Raw genomic sequence first — 15,958 nt, 5'->3', positions numbered from 1 at the left:
ATCAGTACAAGATTTAAAAACCTACCCCCGGACTGGGGGAAAGTCTACGCCCGAAAAACCTTGAGGAGATATCACTGCGCCCTATGGGGCAAACGTAGTGAGCCTGGGAACCTGTGTAAACAGGATATTTTGGCCGTGAGGTCTTAAGAATCTCCGCGCCTTTAGGTCGGAGAGTGTCAATAGAAGAAGTAGTTACTTGTTCTCAGCTCTGATTTAAAGCTCTTACTCCTCCCTTTCCGTTTCGGAGAGGGAGGTTGGGAGGGAGAGGTTCATGGAACTCAGGTTAACAAAGAGTTTTAGCCTTAAATGAACTGTATTGGTTCACTGATAACTTTTAGCTAAATAGGTCGGAAGCGAGATATCTTGCCTCCGGTCAAGTTTACGTAGTACAGATTACCATCTGTCCCAGTGATCATTTGTGTAGTTACCCCTAGATTAGGTCTGTCTGCTTGGGAAGCAAGCTGCTTAACTGAGACAACTTTGCCCTCACTATTCAAGATCAAAGCATCAATGGTTCCTTGACTGAAATCACCAACGAATAACGCACCTTGATAGATTGAGGGGAAAGTATTACCTGTGTAAAAGTCACCCATGACGATCGCATTGAAACCAAAATGCTTGTAGGTATAAATTGGTGCTGTAACAGTTGTGCCACTACTATAGAAGGCTTGCGCTTGGTCTAGCTTAGAATAGTTTGGTTGTTTTAAGCTGATGATATTGCCCTTGCCATCAAGTCCACCTTCATAGAACGGCCAGCCAAAGTTAGCTCCTGGTTTTCCGACATTGACTTCTTCGTAAGAATAAAAGCCAACATCACCAATATAGGGAGTATTAGTGTTTTGATCAATTGTCAACCGGAAGGGGTTACGCAAACCTAAGTTATAGACCTTGGAACGATTACTATTGGAGTCACCGTTGTAGAAGGGATTACTTGATAAGCCTTGACCAGTAATTGGATCAATCCGCAGTACCTTACCGGACAGATTATTCACATCCTGAACGCGAATTGCTCTGGGGTCTACCCCATTGTAGGAAGTACCATCTCCTGTGCTGACAAACAGAGAACCATCAGTACCAAAGCGCACAGAACCAATTGAGTGAGATTCACTATCATTAGCGATAAAATTTTCGATATTTTGGACTTTATCGGGATTATTGAGATAATCTTGCAAGCTGGTAAAGGGCTTACCAGTATCTTTGTTGACAATTCCTGATGGTGCATAGCCAAGTGAGACATTTGTGCTATTTCCATCTGGCTTGTTGATATTCTCCCAAGTGCCATTAGTACCTAGTAGCACGACTTCACTGCCAGCAATAGCAGTAGTGTAATTGGTGTTGGAATCAGCTGTGACCCGAGTTAGCCGTGCAGTACGATTCCCCTTCTGATCAGGATCGTCCAATATGCTTTTGCGATTGTTCTTAGGATTGTTTGGATTAGTTTCTGGTGGATCGTAGGTATATAACAGATAAACATAGTTGTTACCGTTTGGATTTTTGCCAAAATCTGGATGTACGGCAATGCCTAACAGGCCGCGATCGCGCGTATCATTTACCTGTTCAGAAATATTGATAAATGGTGTTGATAATAATGTGCCGTTTTGCAAGACTCGCACTACCCCATTTTTCTCGGCAATGAACATACTGTTACCGTCAGATGTCCAGTCAAAAGCTGTGGGTTGAGTCAAACCAGTAGCTACCGCCTCTAAAGCAAAGTTACGAGACTCATTATCAATAATCGTGATAGTCTGTTCAGCAGGTAGCTGCACTCCAACCGCCTTACTGAACTTGAAAGTAAATGTTTCATTTACCTCCTCAACAGTGTCATCCATAATGGGAATAACAATGGTCTTGGTGGTTTCTCCGGCTGCAAAATTTAAGGTTTGAGGTTCAGTTTGAGCCTGGTAGTCAGATCCAGCTTTAGCAGTTCCATCGACGATCATATAGTCCAGACTAGCAGTTCCCACACCGTTACCCCGTGTAACTGTCACCCTAGCAGAACCGTCACCCTCATTAACTACTAGCTGACTGAAATTGAGGCTAGAGCGATCATTATCTTGAATCGTAATTCCGAGAGTTCTTTGGACTCCTAATGTTGCTCCCTCTACCTGATCAATAACAAAACTAAAGGTTTCATTTGATTCTGCTAAAGAATCGTCATTGATCGCAATGGATATTTCTCTGCTGCTTTCTCCCGCCGCAAAAATGAGTGTTCCAGCGCTTTCAGTACGTTCACTGCCGTAGTCAACTCCTGCTGTGGCAGTATCAGCTATGGTTGCATACTTAATCGAAGATGTACTGTTTAAATCACCGCTCCTCCGTAAAGTTATGGGAACACTACCACCGCTTTCGTTCACACTTGTGGAAGGTGATCCTAATGTGATGGTGGTCTGAAGAGCTGGTGAATAAAGTTGGGACTGGGGAATGATTTCCTTTACCTGAGAGGAGCTTGACCAAGCCAGTTGAGAAACGGCATCGTACTTATTTTCGTAGTATTCGAGTTTAATATCGTACTTCAGACCTGCAACCAGTGCGATTGAGCCACTGTATTCTCTGACAGATTGATCGACAAATTTATCGATGATTTGTTGACCATTCACCCACAGTCGCACACCATCATCACTAGTGGTGTAGAAGTTGTAAGTCTCGCTGTACTTGGCTTCCACCTGACCTGTCCAACGCACTGAGAAGGTATCTGCACCAATAGACGGATCTGGAGAACCTTTACCCCAGTTAAAGTTCACCGTCTGATCTGTGCGAGTTTGCTTCAGGTTGGTGAAGTCGATATTGTCGAAATACTGTGCTTTGAGTCCGTTGCCATCAGTAGGTAGGTTGACATTACTATACAGTTGGGACTGAGGAATGATTTCCTTTACCTGAGAGGAACTTGACCAAGCCAGTTGAGAAACGGCATTGGATTTATTTTCGTAGTATTCGAGTTTAATATCGTACTTCTGACCTGCAACCAGTGCGATTGAGCCACTGTATTCTCTGACAGATTGATCGACAAATTTATTGATGATTTGTTGACCATTCACCCACAGTCGCACACCATCATCACTAGTGGTGTAGAAGTTGTAAGTCTCGCTGTACTTGGCTTCCAGCTGACCTGTCCAACGCACTGAGAAGGTATCTGCACCAATAGACGGATCTGGAGAACCTTTACCCCAGTTAAAGTTCACCATCTGATCTGTGCAAGTTTGCTTCAGGTTGGTGAAGTCGATGTTGTCGTAGTATTCTGCTTTGAGTCCATTTCCCTGAGAGAGCGCACTAGACCGAGCGGAAATACTGCTCAGTTGTGACTCATCAATGCTTTCTAGAGATGATTGACTAATTATTGGACTTGCAGATGTTGATAATTGTTGATTAAGACCTTGATTCTGTTCATTCATTGAGATATGTGCCTCACATATAGTGCTGAAACTAATTCCATAATCAATTTTGTAATTCCTAATTAAATCGATAGCGCAGCCTCTTTTCCTCTTAGGCTGCACCAACGAGTATTTGAGCGTCGTGTTCGCAGTCCCCTATGGAGGGAAACCCTCCTTCAGGGCTGACTCACCGCAAAGCGTCTACGCATAGCGCAGCCTCTTTGAGTCCGCGATCGCCGGAAACATCGGCTCCGGTTTACGCTAAATCCGCATTTTTAAGGTAATTACTGTCTTCTCTACGAGACACGCAAGGGACACAAAGGTATGGAGTCCACCTACTTCTACAAGGAAGCAACCTAGGTGCGGTGGTTTCGCAAACAGCGTCATTAGTAATTATGAATTACCAATTTTTAATGTTCAATAAACAGTTTTATATTGAGTTTTTTTAACACATAATTCCTAACAATAGTAGGTATAAACATATTACTAAACCATCGTTTTTTGGCTAATAATATTTTTATTAAGACTGCTACTATTTTCATCGATTGCTGATATTAAATCCTTATTTTTCTATGTTCTTTCCCTCATCTGCTTTACTACTCTGCTACCTATAGCGGTTCTCAATTGCATGGAATACAGACCTAACAAGAACAGCCCCAACCCTTGTAGCGTTGGGGAGTAAGATTCAAAGCCTCTCTCCTTAAAGGAAGTGAGGAATGGAAGCGAGGTCAGACTGTATTGCTTCCATTGGAAAAGCACTATATTTAATCAATGTTAAAAGAAAAAAAATACAACGTAATATGTCTTCTATGAAAGTAGATATAGAAAAACGTCTATGCGTGTATGTTTGGTGAACTTAATAAAAATTATAAATCACCATTCTTGAGAGCTTATAACCTCACTCATGTTCTGGCACATGAACTTGGAGCGAAGCAAAACCCAACCCAATCAAATAGCTAAGTAGGTCGGCGCAATTAAAGCTAACTGGCTAAGGCTGTCATTTGTCATTTGTCCTTCGTCATTTACAAGGGTTTTAACCCTATTTACGTTTAGTAACATATTTAGGTTTTTTCGCGCCAACTTACTTACTTAAGTAATAAAAGGCATAATTTTAGACGAATTACATTTAAGTATTGTTCTCCAATCAATCCATTACACACACATTTGATAATAAATCACGTGTTCTGTCTATCTCTTTTGTCAAACTTTGTTTAAATATTCACATTGAGATACACCTTTTTAAAGGAATATGAAGGGTTTGATGATCTTTAAATAAAAACCACCAACATACTGAATGATCTCATGATTTTTTCTCTGATTACATATTAATTAGATAAAATTTATATGAAGAAAAAATTGTTTATTTAAAGATTTGACAAAGTGTGATTTCTCTATGGTTTATGTTGACTCTTTCGTGACAGCAGAAATCGTGTGTTTGAACCATATCTGTTGTAAAGGCACAGCTTAACGTGTCCCAAAAGTCTCCACCTTCCGGGAAGCGATGTCTGACGACAAGGGGCTTCTCTACGAGACGATGCGCGAATGCGTCTACGCAGGTGCTTTATCGAACAAAATTCAGGAGTCAGAATTCAGAATCAGGGCTATTTCCTTCTAAAATGTCACGTTTTATGCTTATGACAATTCAGGTCATCTGGAAAACCTGTTTCTAAATCTCTCTTCCTTTAAGGAGAGACTTTGATTTTCTCCCTTCCCGCATCGGGAAGGGGGTTAGGTTTTTGGTGGACTTTTCCATATAGCGTGAATTGTCAGTTTATGCTTACGGGCTAATCTCACAAAATGGGCGAATAGCGAGTATTCGAGGGTCGCGTCTTGATTCTGACGAATGTATTCAGAATAGCTGAATCCTCCTTCAATGGGAGGAAGGTTAGGTGCGATCGCTACTGTTTGGGCTTATTTTCTGCAAGGAGGATTAGAAGTAGCGATCGCTGTAGGCGCTAGTCTGGTAGCTATCTCTATTTTAGCTTCGATCTCTGGTTCAGCACTGCCGTTTTTATTTCGCTATCTCCGTTTAGATCCAGCATTAATATCAGCACCATTCATCACTACAGCAGTTGATGTAGTAGGCGTTTTGATTTACTTCAATTTGTCACGAGTAATTTTAAAGTTATGAAAAGAGTCATTAGTCATTGGTTATTAGTGAAGAACAAAGTACAAATGGCAAAGAAAAAATGACTAATTTTTACAATTCTGATTCCGTATCCGGGGCAACAATTTCGCCAGTACCCAATTGCAGAATTAAGTCTTGCTCAGTAATCAATTCACTAAGTTCTTTTACTTGCAAATTCATTTCTTCACAAGCTCGTCTGAGTTCTTGTGCAAATTTGTTGAGGTCTTGACCATAGCCACATTGATAAGCAGCAGTTTCAATTCCTTCCTTGGCATTTGCTCTAGCACAATCTACTAATTCTGTGCCATGCAGTGGTGTTGGAGATGCCATAGACGTAGTTATTATTTATTAAATGTTTGCTGTTAGATAGATTATCAATATTTTGACATTAACTAATCCCTCTAATGGATGACAATAGTCATTAGTCATTAGTCATTAGTCATTAGACATTAGACATCTCGAAAAAAGAATGTAGAGACGTAGCAGTGCTACGTCTCTACAAGGGTTCTGGGTAACGCATATTTAATGGAGATGTCTAATGGTCATTAGTAAGGGTTTTAAGCAAAGGAAGAGAGGTTTCCAGATGACCTGAATTGTCAGCCCAAGAGCAAGCGAGAAGGGGGCTATGATGTACCTTGTATGATTAAAAAATGCTATATCGGTTACAACCCCTAACTCCAAACTCCAAACTCCAAACTCCTAACTCCAAACTCCAAACTCCAAACTCCAAACTCCAAACTCCTAACCCCTAACTCCTAACTATTTCACTTACCCATTGACAACATCTCCACCATTGACATGTAATACTTGTCCAGAGACATAAGAACCATCATCAGAAGCTAAGTATACGTAGCTAGGAGCAACTTCTTCTGGTTGTCCGGCTCGTTCCATTGGTACTTGTTTACCAAAAGTTTCAACTTTTTCTTCGGGAAAAGTTGAGGGAATTAAAGGTGTCCAAATTGGCCCTGGCGCGACAGCATTAACGCGAATTCCTTTTGACACCAAATTTTTGGATAAGGAGCGAGTAAAGGCAACGATCGCACCTTTTGTAGAGGAATAATCTAGTAGATGTGGACTACCTTTATAAGCTGTCACTGATGTGGTATTGATGATAGAACTGCCTGCTTGCAGATGCTTGAGTGCAGCTTTAGTCATGAAAAACATCGAAAATATATTAGTGCGGAAAGTTCGCTCTAGTTGTTCTTCGGTAATTTCCTCGATACTTTCTTTTGGATGTTGTTCAGCAGCATTGTTGATGAGGATATCGAGTTTACCAAACTCACCAACTGTTTGTTGTATAGCTTGCTGACAAAAACTTTCATCGCCAATATCCCCGGCGATGGTTACTGCACGACGACCTTGTTGTTCTACCAAATGTTTTGTTTCTTTGGCATCGTCGTGTTCATTTAGGTAAAGGATCGCCACATCTGCACCTTCTTTAGCAAATGCGATCGCCACAGCCCGACCAATACCACTATCTGCACCCGTAATCAATGCTACTTTATCTTGTAACTTACCACTACCCCGATACTTGGCATCATCTGCTTTGGGTTTTGGTGTCATTTGTGATTCAACACCTGGTACTTCTTGTTGCTGTGGCGGCTGCAATTTTTTTTCTTTTTGCTCTTTTGATTTAGCCATAGTTTTTCTCTTGGTAATTGAATATTTACTTGGGTATTGGATATTACTTACAACCCATCTTTCTGATTTCTTCCATTCCTCATTTCAAAACCTTGGATCGAAAATTCAACCCAAGGTACATTTTTTACTTTAAGTCTTGCTAGCAACTTACAACTTTAGGCATTTATATTTTGGATGCTTGCCAAACTTATTTGTTGCTATAAACTGTAAGGAACTTACATTATTTGTCCTTACGGCTGACCACGAAAAGCAAGTAGACAGCTTTCATCTGATGAATAATTTATCTTTTTCACCTGCTTCCAAGTTAACTATTATGTTGCTGTACTTTATCGCTCCGTAGAGGTAAAGTATGCTGAAATTTTCTCAACCTTAAGACTGAAAATAAATCAGGGAAATAGTGAAAAACAAGACCCGCGACTTGCTTAAATTTCTTGCTAAACTACTCAAATACTGACACCACGACTATATATCTTTCCAAGGCTATTTCATTCTAGACATAAACCACCCGGAACTGAAGTTCCTCTCTTATAGCTAAAGTCCGTTAAAACGGACTAGAACCTTTTCTCAGTCGTCTTCAGACGACTTTCGCTATTAGACTCAGAATTCATTCTGAGGCGGGCTAGATGAGAATGAAATAGCCCTGATGAAATAGCCCTAATATATCTTCCAAAAGCCTCGGTAGTGCGCTACATTGAGATCATTAGAGGGTAGGGGTTATGGCAACACTAAATATTTCGGAATCAGCACAGGTTGAAAAGTTTCGCCAGTTACAATTAACCCTACGCGATCGCTGGAAAACTAGTGAGCTATTTGATGATAGCGAAGCAGATATTTTAATTATTCCCTCCCTAAGTCTCGATCAGCGCGAACTTCAAAAGGTCGAGGGCTGTGAGCATTATGAAGAAAGATTACTATTTTCGTTAATTCGGTTGCGGAATCCCCAGACTCGGTTGATTTATGTAACATCAGTACCGTTGCATCCTAGTATCATTGATTATTATCTGCAACTGTTGCCAGGAATTCCCTTTTCTCATGCTCGCAATCGTTTGCTGCTACTTTCTACTTACGATTCTTCCCTTAAGCCCCTCAGCCAAAAGATTTTAGAACGTCCCCGTCTACTAAAACGGATTCATCAATCTTTGAGGCTAGACAAATCATTTATGATCTGCTACAATTCTTCGCACTGGGAAGGCGAATTATCTTTAAAATTAGGTGTACCATTATATGCTGCTGCACCAAATTTACAGATTTGGGGGACAAAAAGTGGTAGTCGGCAAATCTTCAAGGAAAGCGGAGTACCGCATCCAGATGGTAGCGAAAAAATTTGGAACCACAGAGATTTAGCAGAGGCTACTGCTGATTTGTGGGAACGACAACCGACATTACAACGGGTAGTAGTAAAACTCAACGAAGGCATTTCTGGAGAAGGAAATGCATTGCTGGATCTCAGACCGATTGAGAATTTAGCACCAAGCATTGGGACTCACGCCGAAAGGGTAGCAGCAATTAGCGATCGCTTCGCAACAATGCGCTTTCAAGCAAAACTTGAGACTTGGGACAATTTCTCGGGAAGAATCCCGGAATTAGGGGCAATTTCCGAAGCATTTGTGGAAGGGGAAATTAAGCGATCGCCCAGCGTCCAAGGACGGATTACACCCCAAGGCGAAGTCGAAATACTTTCGACTCACGACCAAATTCTCGGAGGCCCAGACGGTCAGATTTACCTTGGTTGTCGCTTTCCCGCCGATGAAAGCTATCGATTGCAATTACAGCAATTGGGGCTACAAGTTGGCAGAAAGCTAGCAGATAAAGGCACTTTAGAGCGATTTGGCGTAGATTTTATCGCCGTTGATAATGGTAATAAAGAGTGGGATATTCAGGCGATCGAAATTAACCTGCGTAAAGGCGGTACAACTCATCCATTCATGACCCTGAAATTATTAACGAACGGTCGCTATGACCTTTCCACGGGTTTATTTTATAGTCAGCAAGGTCGTCCCAAATACTACATCGCCACGGATAATCTGCAAAAAGAGCGCTATCAGGGATTATTGCCTAATGATTTAATGGATATCATCGCCCACCACAGACTGCATTTTGATAGCGGTACAGAAACGGGTACGGTGTTTCATCTCATGGGCTGCCTTTCACAGTTTGGCAAGTTGGGATTAACCAGCATCGGTGATTCCCCCCAACAAGCACAAGACATTTATAACAAAGTTGTCAAAGTTTTAGATGAAGAAACCCGCAGCGAAAATCATGATTTCTCGGCGTTTTCAGATTATTCCTTTCCTGTGGTTTGGGATGAATATAGTTAAGGTCATTTGTCATTTGTCATTTGTCATTGGTCATTGGTCATTGGTCATTAGGTCATTGGTCATTGGTCATTGGTCATTAGAAATTACCGTTAAATTCCAACCCAAAGTTGGTAAAGCACAGCGAGTAGTTTAAATTATTCAATCTTGTGGGGTGGGCATCCTCCCCGCCCCTGAGGGGTTGTTGGAAAAGTGCTTAATTAGGTGAGTCGGACAACTGTTCGACCTTGCAGTCTACCAAGCTATCCGACTCGGTTTGATATTCGGAGGTCGTCATCAACCTCACTGGATTAGGCCTGGACTCTTCTTTGGTATGCCCGATGAATTCCCATTCATCAGCTCTGACACAAAAGAGTACTGCCCCGAACCACCACAACCCGAAAACCCACGTTGTTGTTCGAGTCGATTCCCAAATTCTATAATTTCATTCCAAAGATTTCCATATTTTTTCATTTAAATTAACCCACGCAGGTGGGTTTTGTCTGTATAGCCGCGATTTCTAATCGCCTGGTTTATTAATTGGAAGTACCTGGTTTGATTTTTTGCTGTTTTATCCATCCACCCAAGTCGATGCCAATATCATTTAAAAGTTTTTGAGCATATTCATAACGCTCTGTCTTAATTAAGTAAGTCGGCAAGAATAAACCAAACTATATTACGAAACGTAAATACACCTTAAACCCTTACAAATGACGAAGGACAAATGACAGCCTTAGCCAGTTAGCTTTATTTGCGTCGCTCTACTTAAGTTAAATTCTAAAAGTAGGCGAGTTTGATAGCGTAAAATATCTAGCTTACTATTCAATAATTCTAAATGAGCTAATTTATGTTTAGCATACCGTGCTATGATCAGAACATCCAATAAATCGTATAGTTCTGTAATAATCCGATTTCCTAGCAAAAATTGATGAGCTCTAGGAAGGCGGTTTAAAATTGGCACATACCACTTGATTAAATCGTAAGTTTTTTGTATTATTAGTAAATCACTCGTCCATACAAAATTCTCAAAAAAAATGATTGCGCAGAGCGCGAGACATTAAGAAGGGTAAAGAAATAAGGCTCTTCAGTACTTGTTATGCCAAACTAATAATTAAAATGCCAGTTTAACAAGCATCTAACTCGGAAGTTTTCAAAGTTTCTAAATCCATATCCAGAACGTTTAATTAGTTTAAGCTTGTTATTAATTCCCTCAACCATACCACTAGTTGTCCCATTATCGAAGTAAGCAATAATTTCATCAAACCAACGAATAATAGTATTATTACTGTTTGGGAAATATTTTTTAGCTTTCGATAACCACATACCTAGTTTAAATACTCCTGTATACCAATCATTCGTCTTATTGAAAATTTTTCTAATCTTTTCTTTTAGCTCATGCATTTCTTTTAAAATAGGAGATACATTTTTAACTTGGATAAGTTTATTCACTTGTTCCTCGTTTAAGTTATCTTCATTCTTAAGCAGAGGATATTTACTATTTTTCAGTCCTTCTAAAATTACTTCATATTCAGATTTTTTAGATGCTAAACTTGCTTTTTTAATTAACTCTTCTACATTTCGTTTTTCTTTTTTTCTTTGTGTATCTAGCTCTTTATTTATCTGTGTCATTACATGAAATCTATCTGCTACAACTTGAGCATTCGGCATTAATTCTGTTACTAAACTTTTATACCCGTGCCACAAATCTATACTTACTTCCTGAATTTGCTCTAAAAGCTCACGTCCCCACTCTAAAAGGGTTTTACGGATTAAATTTTGCGTGCGATCGCCTAAAATGGCAATGAGTTTTGATGTATCTAAATCTACTAGTACCGCACAATAGTTACCCTTTCCTTTAATCAGAGCTATTTCATCAAGTCCAAGTCTTTTTAAATTTAAAGGTTTCAAATTAGGTAATTCCTCAGATGCATCTTTTAGCATCCGTTCTATCTCTTCTGTTGTGACTATTTTTTTTGATGCTACACTGTGTATATCCGAATCTAAAACTTCTTGTATAGTTTTGTGTGCAAGCCGTTTTGTATAAGTTCTTTTCTTCCTCACAAAATCGAGATATTCACTAAATGGTTTTTGACATTTTCTACATTTGAATTGTCGCCGATTAATTTCTAAAAATACTGGTTTATCTCCAAATGGTAAGTCTTTAATAATATGTCGATGATTTTGATGTAATTTATGGCTTTTTGTGCCACAATTGGGACAAGTAGCATTTAATGTTTTTGATTCGGTTTGTAAAATTATTCCAATCCCCGCATGAAGGCGATGTGATATTACTTTTATGTCGTTTAAATCAAGAAGCTCTGTGAGAATTTTTGTATCATTTTTATGAATCATAACTGTAAATGCACCTAAAAAAAACTGATTGTATTTATAACTAACAATAAATGTTACTTGCATGTCAACTTATACAATAGTTTTAGCAATTTATTAACAAATTTCTTAATGTTATTTTACACTTGCAGCTAATAATTTGGCATAGTAAGTACTGAAGAACCAGAAATAAAGAGCAAAGTGCTAAACGGCAAGAGTATAAAGGGCTACTAAGTCCTGCGCCGAGCCATCACAACCCGAAAACCCGCGTCGGGGTTCGAGACGCCACGCGAGAGATAGTCGCGACGCGCCGAGCGGCAACTACCGGGATTGTAGTACCACGAACCACCAACCAGAAGTCGATTTCGATTATCATTCTCAACTAGCCAAGCGCTTCCGTCTTTTGGCGCTCCGTTATAATTTTCGTGCCACTCATCCTGACACCATTCCCATATATTACCATGCATATCAAATAAACCAAAGGGGTTGGCAGGAAATTTTTCCACATCTGTTGTTTGCTCACGATATTCACCCTTTGGGGCAGAACCATAGGTGTAATTGCCGTTGTAATTTGCTAAATCAGTCGTAATCGTTTCGCCAAAATAAAATGGTGTAGTCGTTCCAGCACGACAAGCATATTCCCATTCTGCTTCACTGGGTAAGCGATAGGTTTTCTCAGTCTTTTTAGATAGCCGAGCGCAAAACTCAATTGCATCATCCCAAGAAACCTTTTCAACAGGTCGATTAGCACCTTTAAAATAAGATGGGTCGGGATTTAAATCAATATTAACTTTGGGTAACGCAGCAATAGATGCCCATTGACTCTGAGTTACCGTAAATTTCCCCATGAAAAAGGGTTGAATGTTAACGGTGTGCTGTGGACTTTCAGAGGCATATCTTTCTGGCTCACTCTCTGGCGAACCCATAAGAAATTGACCACCGGGAATTGCAACCATCTCCAGAACTACACCATTACCCAAACTTTCTGCAAAAAACTCCGCGCGTCCTTTGCTGCTGTTGATAGATTGTCCCTGAGCATTCACCGTCACTATATCAAACTCAAACTGATTGGCTTGATTTTGTTTTATGGGTTCAGGTAATGGAGTTGGTTTTCGTTGACCAATAATCCGCTCTTCTATTAATGCTACATCTTCATCTCTCAAACCTAAATGTTGCTGATAGTCTCTCAGGTCGTTTAAAATCGTTTCATTTAGGGTTGGCTCATTTTCAATTGTTTCAACTAGTGTTTCCTCATAATCATCTAATTTTCTCTGATACTCTCGATATGGTTGTTGAACTTCAGCTTCAATAGCATCAGCAACATCAGAAGTAAGGTTTAAGGTTAGGCGCAATGAGTTTAACAGGCGACGGGCTGGAACAGTAAACTTACCAGCGCGATTCAGCTCTTCTACTTTCTTGCGATATTTCAGGGTGGGGTCATCCTTGGGCGACTTTGCCAGAAAAATCCGATAACCGTCCTTAAAAGGATAAAATTCTGGTGTCATAGCCGGAGATGCTTCTTGCACTTTGGTTTTCGCATATTGATGCAATTCATCTACCGCAATCCAGCCATCGCCGTCTATATCAGCTGCACCTTTCTCAATTCCTTCTACCAGATAGTGAGTGTAAATCGAAAGTTCCAAACCATCAGACTCAAAAGCATATTGTGTGGAAGTGGAAGCAGTGAGAATTGCCCTCCCCTCGCCTCCTAAATGCTGTTGCAGGTCAATAGTACCACTATCTTTAGCTGTCAAACCCTTGGCAAAAGCACCACTAAAGCAGCAATCTAAAATTATTACCAGTCGCTTGGACTTGCTGTGGTTCATCCAACTATGTACACTTGTGGCTGCTACGGCTGAAGTGGGGTTTAATTTTCCCTGATTTTTCACCGTGATGGAAGTCGATAAGTAAAAATCACCACTTTCGACTGTCACGCCATGACCAGAAAAATAGAAAAGCACCAAATCATCTTTCTGACAATTGGCATACAAGTTATAAATAGCACTTTCCATCTCCTGTCGTTGGGGATTTTTCAACACCGTAACATTCGCCTCGGCAAAATTACCCATTTCTGGGTTTACCAAAACTCGCCGCATCGCCTCGACATCTTTCACAGCGCTTGGTAGGGGGTTTAATCCTGGCTGATATTCACTAATCCCTATCAGCAGTGCGACCTTTCTCATGTTAGCTGTTTGACTTAAGTAAGTCGGCGTAATTAAAGTTAACTGGCTAATACTGTCATTTGTCATTCGTCATTTGTCATTAGTAAGGGTTTTAAGCTTATTTATGTTTCGTAACATACTTAAGTTTTTTTGCACCAACCTACTTAGTTATTGTTCAAAAAATCTTGTGCTTTCTGTAGAGCAAATTCAAACTCTTCTCGACTACTGGCTTCAACGTTGAGTTCTCTGCCGTCAGGGGCTTTCACTCCGATTTTAATTGGTTTGTTGCCGAAGCGATCGCTCAAAAATTTAAACAAACTCTTAATATTAGCGGCGTTAACTTGTGCATTTAACAATCCCCACACAAAGCCACTGATGCTCTTTGTACCCTTGAGTGCGTTTTCCACTGCAACTAAATCTGCATCTTCTACCCCATCCACTTCTCTTAACTGAGGTAATAAATTTTCTACTTCTGTTTGCAACTTCTCATCGTCTAAACCCAGTTCAGCTAGAGAAATCGTCACTTGAACGTTAGATGTCGCTGGCATTTGAATCACCTAAGTCTTTTTTAATGATTGTATCGATAATTCTGGCTAATATAGTAAATATTCGAGGGGCGATGCCTAAAGCAAAGACTTCACCCTGTGCTAATTTTGCGTCGTCACGCACTCTACAGGACTAAAACATCTGAAGTTAGGGATATGGAACTGCGATCGCTATATGCTTTTATATAATAGACATCTGGTGAAATTAAATATGCGTTACCCAGAACCCTTGTTTTGACGTAGCACTGCTACGTCAAAACAATTCTCGCAGATGTCTAATATTCTGATGCTGGTGCGATCGCTGCACAAAATCGACCATCTTGCAACTCTAGTGCTTGAACTGTACCGAAATGACCCCGATTATGCAGGGCTATTTCATTCTCATTAGGACTTACGCAAGACCAGACGCACTCGCGTTCACTACAAACTCCAAATAATATGCCAGTTGCGTAAGTCCTACTCATCTAACCCGCCTCAGAATGAATTCTGAGTCTAATAGCGAAAGTCGTCTAAAGACGACTGAGACGTAGCACTGCTACGTCTCCACATTCTTTTTCGGAGATGTCTTATAGTTATAAATTTTCCGGCCCAATTACTTAGTCCGTTTTAACGGACTTTAGCTATGAGCCAGGAACTTCAGTTCCGGGTGGTTTATGTCTAGAATGAAATAGCCCTGCCGATTATGAGTGATCATAACTCAATTCTGCATTTCCACTAATTCCATACACAACTCAATAGGATGATTGCTTAGTAAGTACTTCAGGTAGTTATTAGCCTTTTGCTACTCATCCGCTACTCAATTAAGTGTACAATCTTTCATTTTTAGCGATCGCAAGCCGCGATCGCGCTACTCAAATGCTACTCATCTTTGACCAGTAGACTCTTAATCTATTGGTTGCGGGTTCAAATCCCTCGTCACCCACTACTTCCAGCCCTTCAGAAAAAACCCCTTGACTAATTCTTGACTAAATTGACCTTGCGCTCTCCTCTGAAAGCCTTGTCTGCCAAGGATAAGCACTAATAAAACTTTGACTAATTTAACCAAAAACGCCCTCTTGCTTTTTAACCGTCCAGTGGACTGAAAGCGCGTGTCCACTGGACAGAAAATGACTGAAGTGAATCCGCGAGTAAATCCAATCATGAATTACTCGCGGATTTTAAAATCTTGGTGTTTGTGGAGAAACTGTTGCAGTTCTTTGATCTCAAGCTTGATTTCTTTAAATAAATCCTCCGTCCGTTTCCATTTGTGATCAATCCTTTCGTCGTTCCCACGAATAGCTAAAAGAGTGGCATCTTTGTAGTTCACGTAATCTTGGAGGTGGATGTCTATTTTTTTGTCAATTGAAATCAAATCTTTTTGTAAGTTTTTGACTTGTTACAAGATTTCGTTATGCCCCTCAGCATTAACGTGAGTATTAAAGTCTTCCCTCAAATCCCGCAGGTTATTATCTATTGAATTAAACTTAGTAATTGCTTTTATAATCCCACCCAG

12 protein-coding genes and 1 pseudogene are annotated in these 15,958 nt (G+C 40.3%); 3 read left to right on the top strand and 10 right to left on the bottom strand.

Annotated features, from left to right (window positions below; translation table 11 throughout):
• Positions 1 to 338: 338 nt before the first annotated feature.
• The gene (locus tag LC605_RS24550) at positions 339 to 3,389 is read right to left on the bottom strand and encodes a PA14 domain-containing protein (protein WP_229550118.1); all 3,051 of its coding nucleotides are present in this window, start codon (positions 3,387 to 3,389) and stop codon (positions 339 to 341) included.
• Positions 3,390 to 5,253: 1,864 nt separating this feature from the next.
• Here LC605_RS24550 and LC605_RS24545 point away from each other — a divergent pair.
• Positions 5,254 to 5,499 (top strand): annotated as a pseudogene (locus LC605_RS24545) (magnesium transporter); the annotation flags it as partial.
• Positions 5,500 to 5,568: 69 nt separating this feature from the next.
• Here the strand turns inward: LC605_RS24545 and LC605_RS24540 are convergent.
• Together LC605_RS24540 and LC605_RS24535 are read right to left on the bottom strand one after the other, a co-directional pair.
• Entirely contained in the window at positions 5,569 to 5,826 is a 258-nt protein-coding gene (locus LC605_RS24540) for a hypothetical protein (RefSeq protein WP_229550117.1), read from the bottom strand.
• A 438-nt stretch (positions 5,827 to 6,264) separates the two neighbouring features.
• Positions 6,265 to 7,137, bottom strand: coding sequence for an SDR family oxidoreductase (locus LC605_RS24535; protein ID WP_229550116.1), 873 nt, complete (start codon positions 7,135 to 7,137; stop codon positions 6,265 to 6,267).
• A 716-nt stretch (positions 7,138 to 7,853) separates the two neighbouring features.
• Here LC605_RS24535 and LC605_RS24530 point away from each other — a divergent pair.
• On the top strand, positions 7,854 to 9,455 hold the full coding sequence (locus tag LC605_RS24530; protein ID WP_229550115.1) for a peptide ligase PGM1-related protein: 1,602 nt from the start codon (positions 7,854 to 7,856) through the stop codon (positions 9,453 to 9,455).
• Positions 9,442 to 9,588 carry a hypothetical protein gene (locus LC605_RS24525; protein ID WP_229550114.1) on the top strand — a complete coding sequence of 49 codons (147 nt, stop codon included), beginning with the start codon at positions 9,442 to 9,444 and terminating at the stop codon, positions 9,586 to 9,588. Before LC605_RS24530 ends, LC605_RS24525 begins: the two co-directional genes overlap by 14 nt.
• A gap of 379 nt (positions 9,589 to 9,967) precedes the next feature.
• On the opposite strand, the gene LC605_RS24520 is transcribed toward LC605_RS24525, so the two are convergent.
• The 7 genes from LC605_RS24520 to LC605_RS24490 form a co-directional block, all read right to left on the bottom strand.
• A complete protein-coding gene (locus LC605_RS24520; protein ID WP_229550113.1) occupies positions 9,968 to 10,090 on the bottom strand; it encodes a four helix bundle protein in 123 nt (40 codons plus the stop codon).
• Positions 10,091 to 10,164: 74 nt separating this feature from the next.
• On the bottom strand, positions 10,165 to 10,467 hold the full coding sequence (gene avd, locus LC605_RS24515; protein WP_309143279.1) for a diversity-generating retroelement protein Avd: 303 nt from the start codon (positions 10,465 to 10,467) through the stop codon (positions 10,165 to 10,167).
• 68 nt (positions 10,468 to 10,535) lie between these two features.
• On the bottom strand, positions 10,536 to 11,783 hold the full coding sequence (locus LC605_RS24510; RefSeq protein ID WP_229550120.1) for an ISL3 family transposase: 1,248 nt from the start codon (positions 11,781 to 11,783) through the stop codon (positions 10,536 to 10,538).
• Positions 11,784 to 11,989: 206 nt separating this feature from the next.
• On the bottom strand, positions 11,990 to 13,942 hold the full coding sequence (locus tag LC605_RS24505; RefSeq protein WP_229550119.1) for an SUMF1/EgtB/PvdO family nonheme iron enzyme: 1,953 nt from the start codon (positions 13,940 to 13,942) through the stop codon (positions 11,990 to 11,992).
• Between the two features lie 143 nt (positions 13,943 to 14,085).
• Positions 14,086 to 14,469 carry a sugar ABC transporter permease gene (locus LC605_RS24500; protein WP_229550112.1) on the bottom strand — a complete coding sequence of 128 codons (384 nt, stop codon included), beginning with the start codon at positions 14,467 to 14,469 and terminating at the stop codon, positions 14,086 to 14,088.
• 272 nt (positions 14,470 to 14,741) lie between these two features.
• Complete coding sequence (locus tag LC605_RS24495; RefSeq protein ID WP_229550111.1) at positions 14,742 to 14,930, bottom strand: hypothetical protein; 189 nt, start codon at positions 14,928 to 14,930, stop codon at positions 14,742 to 14,744.
• Between the two features lie 680 nt (positions 14,931 to 15,610).
• Complete coding sequence (locus tag LC605_RS24490; RefSeq protein ID WP_229550110.1) at positions 15,611 to 15,817, bottom strand: hypothetical protein; 207 nt, start codon at positions 15,815 to 15,817, stop codon at positions 15,611 to 15,613.
• Positions 15,818 to 15,958: the final 141 nt, after the last annotated feature.

This window comes from Nostoc sp. CHAB 5836 (genome assembly GCF_020829445.1).
GTDB lineage: Bacteria > Cyanobacteriota > Cyanobacteriia > Cyanobacteriales > Nostocaceae > Nostoc.
The sequence above is the reverse complement of the archived record's forward strand: the minus strand, read 5'-3'. Positions and strand labels throughout refer to the sequence as shown.

Coding starts and splice junctions, on each gene's coding strand:
- LC605_RS24550 (WP_229550118.1), bottom strand. CDS start 3,389: ATGAATGAACAGAATCAAGGTCTTAATCAACAATTATCAACATCTGCA.
- LC605_RS24540 (WP_229550117.1), bottom strand. CDS start 5,826: ATGGCATCTCCAACACCACTGCATGGCACAGAATTAGTAGATTGTGCT.
- LC605_RS24535 (WP_229550116.1), bottom strand. CDS start 7,137: ATGGCTAAATCAAAAGAGCAAAAAGAAAAAAAATTGCAGCCGCCACAG.
- LC605_RS24530 (WP_229550115.1), top strand. CDS start 7,854: ATGGCAACACTAAATATTTCGGAATCAGCACAGGTTGAAAAGTTTCGC.
- LC605_RS24525 (WP_229550114.1), top strand. CDS start 9,442: ATGAATATAGTTAAGGTCATTTGTCATTTGTCATTTGTCATTGGTCAT.
- LC605_RS24510 (WP_229550120.1), bottom strand. CDS start 11,783: ATGATTCATAAAAATGATACAAAAATTCTCACAGAGCTTCTTGATTTA.
- LC605_RS24505 (WP_229550119.1), bottom strand. CDS start 13,942: ATGAGAAAGGTCGCACTGCTGATAGGGATTAGTGAATATCAGCCAGGA.
- LC605_RS24500 (WP_229550112.1), bottom strand. CDS start 14,469: ATGCCAGCGACATCTAACGTTCAAGTGACGATTTCTCTAGCTGAACTG.
- LC605_RS24495 (WP_229550111.1), bottom strand. CDS start 14,930: ATGAGTAGGACTTACGCAACTGGCATATTATTTGGAGTTTGTAGTGAA.